The sequence below is a fragment of the Novosphingobium sp. PC22D genome, from assembly GCF_002556635.1.
Classification (GTDB): domain Bacteria; phylum Pseudomonadota; class Alphaproteobacteria; order Sphingomonadales; family Sphingomonadaceae; genus Novosphingobium.
Window position 1 is genome coordinate 149018 of record NZ_MWMO01000011.1, and the last position, 9437, is coordinate 158454.

The window sequence follows — 9437 nt, forward strand, 5'->3', positions numbered from 1 at the left end:
GCTGAGACAGAGTCGGCCGGCGCGGATGATCAGCCTGGCTTCGCCGAGCTGATTTCGATCGCGGTGATCAGGCCGTCGGCAATCCATTGGCCCAGCCATTTCCCGGCAAGCGTGGCGCCTTGCTCTTCGCCGAAGGCCTCGGCCGTACCGTCGCACAGGATGCCGAACGACACGCCCGCGCGCACGTTTAACAGGGCCTGCCGTTCGAGGGCGTCGATCGGCCGGATACGCGCACGGTGATCCTGTCGCCAGACCAGCGCCGCGCTTGCGATGTCGAGTCGCTCCGCTGGCTGTGGGGGTTCGGCGGCCGTGAGCGCCGACCAGATCGCGAAAGCGTTGGTCGTGAACTCGACGATGTCGATCGTCGGCGCGATGCGCAGGATGGCGCGATCCCAATCCACGTCGTGCAGGAGATCGACCGTGAGTGCGGGATAATCGGCCGCGACGAACATGTCCTCAAGCGTCAGTTCGATGCGCGCGATCTCCTCGATCTCCGGATCGTCGGCGTAGAGCATCGCGAGTGTCATCGGGAAGTCCCGCGAATAGGCATCGAGCGTCCAACTGCTCGGCGGGACGCGATCTATGTGGTGCGCGGCGGCATGAACAAACGCGTCGTCGCCAATCCAGGCGCGCGTCTGCCCGAAGCTGCCTTCGAGGCAGGCAACGAGCTGCGCGCGGTAGTTGTTCTGATAGACGCCGAGACCGGGCATAGCCGACGCGCCCATCCGTGCGGCGGCAGCCTCATCCTCGCTCACGAGCCAGGCGCGCATGTCGCGCTGGAGCGAAAGCAAACTCATGCTGCCTCCACGGCCCGTTCGACCGCGATATCGCGCGCCGTGCCGAGTTCGGCCAACAGTTCATGAAGCGGGGGGATGTCGTCGTCGCGCTCGATCATTGTCGCCACCGGTCCGAGCCGGGGCAGGACATGGGCATAAAGGTCCCACACGGAAGCCGGCACCGGCTGATCGTGCGTGTCGACAAGCAGCTTCTCGCCCTGACTGTGGCCTGCCAGATGGATCTGACGCACGCGCGCATGGGGAACGCCATCGAGATAGGCCAACGGATCGAAGCCGTGATTGCTGGCGCTGACGAATACGTTGTTGACGTCGAGCAGCAGCCCGCAGCCCGTCCGCGCGCACATGGCGTCGAGAAACGCCCACTCGGTCATGTCGGCCGGGGCGAAGTCGATATAGGTTGACGGATTCTCGATCAGCATGGCGCGGCCCAGCGCCTCCTGAGCACGGTCGATGTTGGCGCAGACCAGGTCGAGCGCTTCCTTGGTGTAGGGCAGCGGCAGCAGGTCGTGCGAGTTGAAGCCTTCTATCCGGCTCCAACTCAGATGGTCGGAGACGAACAGAGGCTCGATCTCGTCGACCAATGCCCGCAATCGTGTGAGATAGGCCCCGTCGAGACCGTCAGCCGAGCCGATCGACATCGAAACGCCATGCAGCGCCACCGGGTAGTGTGCGCGGATGTCGCGGAGAATCTGCCGGGGGCGACCACCGTCGACCATGAAGTTTTCGGAAATCACCTCAAGAAAGTCGACTGCGATCCGATGTTCCAGAAAGTCGGCATAATGCGGCTTGCGCAGCCCAAGGCCGAACCCGGCGAAGGACGGTATCATCTGGGCGCTCCTTGATGAGTTGATCGGCCCGGCGCGACGACCACGCCGGGCCGGTGATTGTTACTTCGGCTCGGTGAGGCTGCCGCCGGCAGCCGTGCAGGCCTTGGCGGTCATGGCCTTGAAGCCGTGGCCCTTGCATTCGTTCTGGCCCTTGCACTCGTTCTTCGCCGTTTTGCAGTCCGACGTGCCCTTGCAGGTATTGATGCCGTAACAGTGGACGACCTTGGCGCTCGCGCCTTCCTGCGCGAAGGCAGGGGCGGCAGCGGCGCTGATGGCGATAGCGGCAGCAGCGGTAGCAATGCCGACGCGGGTGTCGAGGGTAAGCATGATGAAGTCTCCTGAAAATGGCGCCGCCGTGGCGGCATTTGCCATTTCGCAAGAGGAAGGGGGGCGGTTACAGCCCACCGAAAAATCCATCGCATGGCTGGCGGTGGCAGGCGGGCATATCCCCAGCTCAGGATGAGCTTATCACCCCGTGCAGTTTTCCGGGAGCGCCTCAAAAATTAGTCTAGCGGTGCGGCCATTCTTTGAGATCGGTGGGCTTCCATTATTGGTGGAGCTTCATATTCAGCCCCGTCCAGCCTGGCGAAGGCACGGCTTCGACGATCCCGCGAAACGCGTCGCGGCGAAAGAGCAAATCCGATTTGCCAGCCAAATCCGATGCCTTGACGATCTGTCCATCAGTGAGGTGAATCGGAAGACCGGCCGTCACATAGCACCCCGCTTCCACGATGCAATTGTCTCCCAAGGAAATGCCGACGCCAGCGTTGGCACCTACTAAACAGTTCCGGCCGATATTTACGGTCTGCTTACCCCCACCGGACGTCGTTCCCATGAGCGATGCACCGCCGCCGATATGCGACCCCTCCCCTACGGTGACACCCAGGCTAAGCCGACCTTCAACCGCAGTTGCTCCAAGCGTCGAAGATCCCGTGTTGCAAAAGCCGCCACCTAGAACGTTCGTCCCATACGCCAAGTATGCGCCTAAGCGGACGTTCTCACTGTTCATGATTTTGACGCCCGAGGGCACCACGTAATCTGTCATACGTGGAAACGGCCACACACCTCCTATCGTAACCTCCTTCCCATCTGCCCATGCACCATGTCTCAGTTCCTCTACGCGTTCCGGCAAGCAAGGCCCCAAAGAAGTCCAAGCCACGTTAACGAAAAGGTCGAGCACGCCTGCGAGGTTAACTTGTGCCGGCGCTACTTTACGAGAGCTAAGGAGATAGAGTCGGAGATACACATCGCAGAGACTTGTCGATTGCTCTTGAAGATTTCGTATCGTCGTGTGGATCGGGACGATTTGAACATCTCTTCTGGCGTCATATCGGCTAATGCCGGAGACGGATCTTTTAAGAAATCCCGAAAGCTCATTTTCGTCAACGCGCTTAGTCAAAGTCTGATCGACTTCGTCAAACATCGTCTTGAAGTACCGCGCCTCTATAAACCGACCGCTGGCGTCGACCGTCGCCAGACCCATCGCGGTCACCCCTCTAAGCATGGTCTGTTCTCCGTAAATTGGTCTGCCGTGACGGCGATCATCATTCGTGTCGATGTGGCCGTCGGCACAGCGGAGCCATGCTCACATCTGGTGGGCCATTGCTCACCAACGTAACAGGCGCGGTCCCAGCAGGGCCCCGAGCAATGTGGCGAGCAGGATGCCAAGCGAATACCAGGTAAGCACGAAGATCGCCGACACCTCGGGACAATGGAGGCAATAGATAGTCGCGGCGAACGCGCCGGCGGTCAGCCCGGCAGCCGCGCCCGCGGCGCGCAGCCGCGTCGGTGCGAGCCTGCGAAACGACCAGAGCAGGCCTGCGAAGATCGGCACGGCGAGCGACAGAACGCGCCACGGGCAACTCTGCCAGCTATGCCCCAACCACATCGCCAGCCAGTCGGCAGGTGGTGTCCGAGCCAGTTCCAGCAGGCCGACGCAAGCCAGCAGGACAACCGGCACAGCCGTCAGCCAAAGCCCGCGCACGCGACCGCTATCGGGCCGGGCAAGCTGCGCGGTCATCGCAAGGGCCGCAACGGACAGGGACAGGGTGTATCCCCACTTCATCCAGAAGGACCAGCCGTTCATGGCGGTCCCAAGGTCGGGGCGAAGCCCCATCCAGAGGATCACCAGTACGGCCGAAACGATCGCACCGAGACCCACGCCAATTGCAATCCTGAGCTTCATCGCGCCACGGCGCACGGGGCGAGCGTCCCGCGCGAGTTGCAGGATCAGGTCGTCGGTATTCATCGCGACCCTCCCTGAACACGCGCCATCAGGGCTTTTAGGCCCCGATGGACGGATACCTTTACGTCGGACTCACCGATACCATCGGCTTGCGCCGCTTCGACGACACTGAGTCCCTCGATCCGGGTGGCCCGGATCATGCGCGCCTGCTTGGGCGGCAGTTCGGCGAGCAACTGATTGACGTCCATCCGCGCGATGGCGCTGGCCTCGAAATCATCCGCGACCAAAGTCTCCTCCAGGCCATCAATGGGGCGCAGCCGGCCGGCTCGCCGGAAATGATCGATCATCTTGTAACGGGCGATAGCAAACATCCAGGCGGTGAAGGGACGGTCACGATCGTAGGTGGCGCGGCGCGTGTGAACGGCAATCAGGGTTTCCTGCACGAGATCCTCAACATCGTCATCGGCGCCATGAACACGGCGTCGATAGAATCCCCGCAGCAGCGGGACGAGCAGGCGCAGCAATGACGCATGGGCCGCGGCATCGCCGCCGAGCCCATCGATCATCAATCCGCGTAAGACGTGCTCGTCCGTCTGCATTCATGCTCCTCACATGGTGCTTCGTCGCAATCGGTCAAAAGGTTACGCCTCGTGCAAGTCATTTTTCTCGCCCCCATGTAACTCCGGTCGATCCAGCTCCGAATTGGCTGATGTGACACGGGTCACCCCGCCTCCTCCCTGTCACCGCGCGACCCGGACAATTCGACCGGGTCGCGCGAAGAGGCGACAGATAGAAGGATTCAGATAATGCGCACCAACCATGCTGCTTTAGCCGCGGGCATCGCCATTGCCGCCGCCGCACTCGCCGCGCCTGCTTCCGCCCAGGATAAGCCTGCGATGGAGAAATGCTATGGCGTGTCGCTTGCCGGAAAGAACGACTGCGCGGCTGGCCCAGGTACGAGCTGCGCCGGCACTTCGAAGGTCGACTATCAGGGCAATGCCTGGAAGCTCGTGAAGGCCGGCACCTGCACTTCAATCAAGACCCCCAAGGGCAATGGTTCGCTGACGCCCAAGAAGGCGTGACGGAATTCGGCCGGAACGGAGTGCTGTTCCGGCCCCCCATTTGCGGGAGACTATCGATGCACCTGCCGCCAGACCCTTATGACCGCCTCGTCGGGCACGTCTCAAAGCTGTTGCCGGACGCGCTGCTGCTGCTCGTCGCTCGCCTCGGCATCGCCGCCATCTTCTTTCTATCGGGACGAACCAAGGTGGAAGGTTTCCTCACCATCACCGACGGCACATATCAATTGTTCGAGTATGAATATGCGCTGCCGCTGATCTCGCCTGAAATCGCAGCCACGGCGGCAACCTGGTCCGAACACATCTTTCCACTGCTCTTGGCGCTCGGCCTCGGCACGCGCATGTCGGCGCTCGCCCTGTTTGGCATGACGCTTGTCATACAGGTCTTTGTCTACCCCGACGCGTGGCCGACGCACCTAAGCTGGGTCGCGATCCTGCTGCCGCTCGTTGCGCGTGGTGGGGGAGCCTGGTCGGTAGATGCGCTGCTGCACGGACGAAACCGATCCCCGCGCCCCGTCGCGGCGGCGTGACGGAGACGGCAGGACGGTGATGTCAGGCACCCGCACCTTCCTCGCCCTGCTGACCGATCTCATCATTAGCATCCGCCCGACCACGGCCGCTAACGGCGCATCGCCGTGGGGTTGACCGCATCTGCGATCTTCGCCCGACTCGGCGCGTTCTGTTACGCGATCTGGGGCGTCTTTCATTGCAAGGTCGCGTGGGACATCTTCGCGCTCGGTCACGATCAGGCAGGACTCGCGCAAGGCCGCCTGTACCAACTCGCGGCCTACATGCTCACCATCGCGCTGTTTGTCTTGGTCGTCGCGATAAGGCGCAACTGGCGCAACGATCGCATCGGCTATCTTCTGAACCTTGGCGTTGCCGGCTGGGCGGACGGCATCTGGCTGCTGGTAGTCGTCGCGCCGGGCTATGTTTCTCCGCTGCGCGGGCTTTTGCCGCCAGCGATATTTTTGCTGGGCGCCGTGCTGACGACGCTCGCGCGACCGAGAAGCGCGTCATGACCGATAACTACACCACGACCGCGTAAGGCGAAGATCCGATCTGGGTTCGCCAGTCAGCGCCACAGCGGCTTGCAGAGTGCGTTAGCAAAGGTGACCGGCATCCAAGCGACGGCGGATGTAACAAGTCCGGCCTTGCACGCGAAATAGTTTCCTGACCGGGTTATCTCCCGCCAATTGGAGGAATCAATGTTGGATGCACGTACGGCAAGCGAGGTTCTCGAAGGAATCGACTTAAGCGGCAAGCATGCGCTGGTGACTGGCGTGTCTTCCGGCATCGGCGTGGAAACAGCGCGGGTCTTGGTTGCACATGGGGTGGACGTGACGGGTACGGCCCGAGACTTGCCGAAAGCCCGACTGGCGACCGAGAAGTTGCGCGCGGGAAAAAGGGCAGGTGGCGGCCTCGACTTGGCAGAGCTTGATCTCGCCTCGCTTCGTAGCGTCAGAGAATGTGCGGACCGGCTTCTGCACGCGGGAAAGCGGTTCGACGTGGTGATCGCCAATGCGGGTGTCATGGCGGTTCCCGAGGCCAGAACGGTCGACGGGTTCGAGATTCAGTTCGCGACCAATTATCTGGGCCACTTCGTCCTCATCAACCGCATCGCTCCCATCATCAATCCGGGTGGCCGTGTCGTCATGATCGCGTCAGCCGGCCATCGCGGCGCGGATGTCGATATGGGCGACCTCAACTTCGATCATACGCCTTATGACCCGCTTGATGCCTATCGCCGGTCGAAGACCGCGATGATCCTCTTCGCGGTCGAGTTTGACCGACGGCACAACGCTGCGGGCATCCGCGCGACGGCACTGCACCCTGGCGCGGTCCTGACCGAAACCACGCGCGCCATGATTGACCAGCAGCCCGAAGCGGCCGCTGCTTTCGACTGGAAGCCGGTGGAACAGGGCGCCGCGACATTGGCGTGGGCGGGGTTCGTCGCCCCTGCCAACGAAGTGGGCGGCCACTACTGCGAGGACTGTCATGTCGTCGCAATCAATGACGATCCCGCCGCTGACTTCGGTGTGCGCTCCTATGCCTTGGACCCTGATCGCGCCAGGGGGCTGTGGGTCAAGAGCGAAGAATTGGTCAAGGAGCGGTTTGGGTGAGGTGATGAAACGATTGTTCCGCCTTGGCCTGAAAGGGCCTCATGGGACCGACAAATCTGCGGGATTGCAGCCGCCAAATGTGAATAGCTGCACGGACGCTCGGAGATAAAAATTATGGCATCTGTCGAAACTACTTTATCCGGCAATCCGATCCATGCGCTGACGAGTTCAAACTGGTTCGGTTATCTTGCACGCATCGTGCTGACATTCGGCTTCTGGGGGAGCGGGCTCTCCAAGCTCATCGACTTCCCGAGCGGCGTCGCCGAGATGGCGCAGGCCGGGCTCGAACCGGCTACGGCTTTCAACATAGCGACGATCATTACGCAGCTTGTCGGGTCGGCGCTCATCATCCTCAACCGTTGGACTTGGCTCGGTGCCGGCGCGCTGGGCGTCTTTACAGCACTGACAATTCCACTCGTGCATCATTTCTGGACGATGGAAGAGCCATTTCGGACAATGGAATTCTATGTCGTGATGGAACACATCACCGTAATCGGCGGGCTGATGGTTGCGGCCTGGAAATCTCGCTGAGATCACATCCTGCGCTTCCTCGATCACCGGCCGTGCTGCCAGTAGTTCCGCCCGGTCCATGTCCTCCAGTTGCCGGACTGCCTGATCATCACCATCACTGCATTTTTCGAGATCGAGTTCCTCGATCCGCGTGTGCAGGCTTTCGCTTTCACATTCGGCTGAACGGCGAGATGTGTCACGAGCGGCCGTAACATCATTTCGGGATGCATTATCAGTTCTGATCGCACATGGATTAGGTGACCGAGGGACGGTCATCGCAGCCTCATCGATGTAACCAAGCCCTGCCTTTTGGCGAAAGGTGGGAGAGGACCGCGTTTCAATCCCTGTCGGTCAACGCGTGTCTAAACGTTGCTTTCGGTTCGCGCGCGCAACGGCGTGGATATGGCCGCCAATAGGAATTATCATGATGTATCGCCCGCCCATCCAGCTCAAACATCAATTACTGAGACTCGCCGCGGCAGCCACCTTGTCGTTTGGCCTCGCGCCGGCAGCATGGGCCGCTCCACAGGTAGCGTCTCATTCGACCACGACCTACCACAGGGTACAGATCGACGGCGTCGGGGTCTTCTATCGCGAAGCAGGACCCAAAGATGCCCCGACCATCGTTTTGCTGCATGGGTTTCCAACTTCGTCTCGCCAATATGAAGCGTTGATCCCGCTGCTGGCCACCCGTTACCACGTCATCGCGCCAGACTATCCGGGCTTTGGACAAAGCGATGCGCCAGACCTGTCCGTATTTCCGTATACGTTCGAACATCTCGCGAAGGTGATGGACCGTCTGCTCGTCCACCTCAAGATCACGCGTTACAGCCTATATATTCACGATTACGGAGCGCCGGTTGGTTTCCGCTTGATGCTGGCACATCCGGAGCGCTTGCACGCATTAATCACCCAGAACGGCAATGCATATCAGGAAGGTCTGGGCAAAAAGTGGCCCGGCATCGCAGAATTCTGGGCCGATCCGAAAGCTCATCCGGAAATACCTGAGACCTTTTTGTCGTTCGAGACGACGATGCAGCGTCATACGGCCGGCAGCAAGCATCCCGAGCGCTACAATCCTGGCGCGTGGCTGGACGAGTTTGCGCACCTGTCGAAACCCGGACAATCGGCGATCCAGTCGGCGTTGCTGTACGATTACCGGACCAATGTCGCGGCCTATCCAAAGTGGCAGGCGTGGCTTCGCAAGCATCAGCCGCCGACCCTAGTCGTGTGGGGAGCCAATGACCCTTCTTTCATCACGGCAGGAGGCGCGGCATTCAAGCGAGACTTACCGAAGGCCGAAATTCACCTGCTCGACGCGGGCCATTTTGCGCTCGACGAGAAGACCGACGAGATTGCCAAGCTAATTCTTGATTTCATGGCGGGACACCCGGAATGATCCAAGGGCGCTCCGCAATGGATCGGTGAGGTAGTGGCCAATATATTTGCGAATGTGATTGGGTAATGATTCACGCTCTTCGAACAGGGAGAGCGGTATGCGTCGACGCGAACTGACGGAGGAGGAGTGGGCGGTGATCGCGCCCCACTGCCGAACAAGCCGCGCGGCGTGGCACGCGTAGATAACTGGCGAGCGATCAACGGCATCCTGTGGCACTTTCGGACGGGGCGCCCCGTGCCGGGATGTGCCAGGGCGCTCCGCCCGCGCAAGCCCTCGAACTCGCCAAGTTCTGCCCTGTTTTGAAGGATGGTGCGGGTGGTCGGAATCGAACCGACACTCCTTGCGGAACCGGATTTTGAAGTGATTCGCGGGTTCCATTGGGCTGAAATTCCACGGGCGGCGGTGCTTCAGACAAGAACGCAGGAGTTAGCCGACGCTCCTAGGTTTCGTGGACAAAGGGTATCCATTGCAGGGCTGAGACGAGATTGACGAAGCCGAGGTAGGACTCTTTGGTTTT

Annotated in this window: 13 protein-coding genes and 1 pseudogene; 8 read left to right on the forward strand and 6 right to left on the reverse strand. The window is 60.9% G+C overall.

The annotated features are described in order from the left end of the window. Window positions 1-29: 29 nt before the first annotated feature. The 3 genes from B2G71_RS16295 to B2G71_RS16305 are packed head-to-tail and all read right to left on the reverse strand — an operon-like array spanning window position 30 to window position 1951. On the reverse strand, window positions 30-797 hold the full coding sequence (locus B2G71_RS16295; protein WP_098107639.1) for a DNA-binding domain-containing protein: 768 nt from the start codon (window positions 795-797) through the stop codon (window positions 30-32). After that, the gene (locus tag B2G71_RS16300; protein ID WP_098107640.1) at window positions 794-1624 is read right to left on the reverse strand and encodes a DUF692 domain-containing protein; all 831 of its coding nucleotides are present in this window, start codon (window positions 1622-1624) and stop codon (window positions 794-796) included. The genes B2G71_RS16295 and B2G71_RS16300 overlap by 4 nt, the downstream gene beginning before the upstream one ends. Before the next feature lie 60 nt (window positions 1625-1684). Next, window positions 1685-1951: a hypothetical protein gene (locus B2G71_RS16305; protein ID WP_098107681.1), complete on the reverse strand. Its 267-nt coding sequence runs from the start codon at window positions 1949-1951 to the stop codon at window positions 1685-1687. On the opposite strand from B2G71_RS16305, the gene B2G71_RS24165 reads away from it, so the two are divergent. Then, the gene (locus B2G71_RS24165) at window positions 1950-2087 is read left to right on the forward strand and encodes a hypothetical protein (protein WP_168176385.1); all 138 of its coding nucleotides are present in this window, start codon (window positions 1950-1952) and stop codon (window positions 2085-2087) included. The two genes, B2G71_RS16305 and B2G71_RS24165, sit on opposite strands and share 2 nt — an antisense overlap. A gap of 84 nt (window positions 2088-2171) precedes the next feature. Here B2G71_RS24165 and B2G71_RS16310 read toward each other — a convergent pair whose 3' ends face one another. From B2G71_RS16310 to B2G71_RS16320, 3 genes are all read right to left on the reverse strand, one after another. Continuing rightward, window positions 2172-3107 (reverse strand): DapH/DapD/GlmU-related protein, encoded by a 936-nt coding sequence (locus B2G71_RS16310; RefSeq protein ID WP_206049430.1) that lies wholly within the window; start codon window positions 3105-3107, stop codon window positions 2172-2174. 123 nt (window positions 3108-3230) lie between these two features. Then, the gene (locus B2G71_RS16315; protein ID WP_098107643.1) at window positions 3231-3872 is read right to left on the reverse strand and encodes a DUF1109 domain-containing protein; all 642 of its coding nucleotides are present in this window, start codon (window positions 3870-3872) and stop codon (window positions 3231-3233) included. Beyond that, a complete protein-coding gene (locus B2G71_RS16320; protein ID WP_098107645.1) occupies window positions 3869-4408 on the reverse strand; it encodes a sigma-70 family RNA polymerase sigma factor in 540 nt (179 codons plus the stop codon). Before B2G71_RS16320 ends, B2G71_RS16315 begins: the two co-directional genes overlap by 4 nt. A 207-nt stretch (window positions 4409-4615) precedes the next feature. Between B2G71_RS16320 and B2G71_RS16325 the strand changes: the two genes are divergently transcribed. The 7 genes and pseudogenes from B2G71_RS16325 to B2G71_RS16355 form a co-directional block, all read left to right on the forward strand. After that, window positions 4616-4891 (forward strand): DUF2282 domain-containing protein, encoded by a 276-nt coding sequence (locus tag B2G71_RS16325; RefSeq protein ID WP_098107646.1) that lies wholly within the window; start codon window positions 4616-4618, stop codon window positions 4889-4891. A 56-nt stretch (window positions 4892-4947) separates the two neighbouring features. Further along, the gene (locus B2G71_RS16330) at window positions 4948-5418 is read left to right on the forward strand and encodes a DoxX family protein (RefSeq protein ID WP_098107648.1); all 471 of its coding nucleotides are present in this window, start codon (window positions 4948-4950) and stop codon (window positions 5416-5418) included. Window positions 5419-5523: 105 nt separating this feature from the next. Beyond that, complete coding sequence (locus B2G71_RS16335; protein ID WP_240530190.1) at window positions 5524-5910, forward strand: hypothetical protein; 387 nt, start codon at window positions 5524-5526, stop codon at window positions 5908-5910. 189 nt (window positions 5911-6099) lie between these two features. Continuing rightward, on the forward strand, window positions 6100-7011 hold the full coding sequence (locus B2G71_RS16340; protein ID WP_240530191.1) for an SDR family NAD(P)-dependent oxidoreductase: 912 nt from the start codon (window positions 6100-6102) through the stop codon (window positions 7009-7011). A 114-nt stretch (window positions 7012-7125) separates the two neighbouring features. Beyond that, on the forward strand, window positions 7126-7542 hold the full coding sequence (locus B2G71_RS16345) for a DoxX family protein (protein WP_098107653.1): 417 nt from the start codon (window positions 7126-7128) through the stop codon (window positions 7540-7542). Between the two features lie 403 nt (window positions 7543-7945). Further along, a complete protein-coding gene (locus B2G71_RS16350) occupies window positions 7946-8920 on the forward strand; it encodes an alpha/beta hydrolase (protein ID WP_240530192.1) in 975 nt (324 codons plus the stop codon). Between the two features lie 97 nt (window positions 8921-9017). Then, window positions 9018-9154, forward strand: a pseudogene (locus tag B2G71_RS16355) (transposase); the annotation flags it as partial. Window positions 9155-9437: the final 283 nt, after the last annotated feature.

What these genes read in the sequence shown, in the direction of transcription:
- B2G71_RS24165 (WP_168176385.1), top strand. Translation starts at nt 1,950, where the DNA reads ATGATGAAGTCTCCTGAAAATGGCGCCGCCGTGGCGGCATTTGCCATT.
- B2G71_RS16345 (WP_098107653.1), top strand. Translation starts at nt 7,126, where the DNA reads ATGGCATCTGTCGAAACTACTTTATCCGGCAATCCGATCCATGCGCTG.
- B2G71_RS16300 (WP_098107640.1), bottom strand. Translation starts at nt 1,624, where the DNA reads ATGATACCGTCCTTCGCCGGGTTCGGCCTTGGGCTGCGCAAGCCGCAT.
- B2G71_RS16310 (WP_206049430.1), bottom strand. Translation starts at nt 3,107, where the DNA reads ATGGGTCTGGCGACGGTCGACGCCAGCGGTCGGTTTATAGAGGCGCGG.
- B2G71_RS16350 (WP_240530192.1), top strand. Translation starts at nt 7,946, where the DNA reads ATGATGTATCGCCCGCCCATCCAGCTCAAACATCAATTACTGAGACTC.
- B2G71_RS16325 (WP_098107646.1), top strand. Translation starts at nt 4,616, where the DNA reads ATGCGCACCAACCATGCTGCTTTAGCCGCGGGCATCGCCATTGCCGCC.
- B2G71_RS16315 (WP_098107643.1), bottom strand. Translation starts at nt 3,872, where the DNA reads ATGAATACCGACGACCTGATCCTGCAACTCGCGCGGGACGCTCGCCCC.
- B2G71_RS16330 (WP_098107648.1), top strand. Translation starts at nt 4,948, where the DNA reads ATGCACCTGCCGCCAGACCCTTATGACCGCCTCGTCGGGCACGTCTCA.
- B2G71_RS16305 (WP_098107681.1), bottom strand. Translation starts at nt 1,951, where the DNA reads ATGCTTACCCTCGACACCCGCGTCGGCATTGCTACCGCTGCTGCCGCT.
- B2G71_RS16320 (WP_098107645.1), bottom strand. Translation starts at nt 4,408, where the DNA reads ATGCAGACGGACGAGCACGTCTTACGCGGATTGATGATCGATGGGCTC.
- B2G71_RS16295 (WP_098107639.1), bottom strand. Translation starts at nt 797, where the DNA reads ATGAGTTTGCTTTCGCTCCAGCGCGACATGCGCGCCTGGCTCGTGAGC.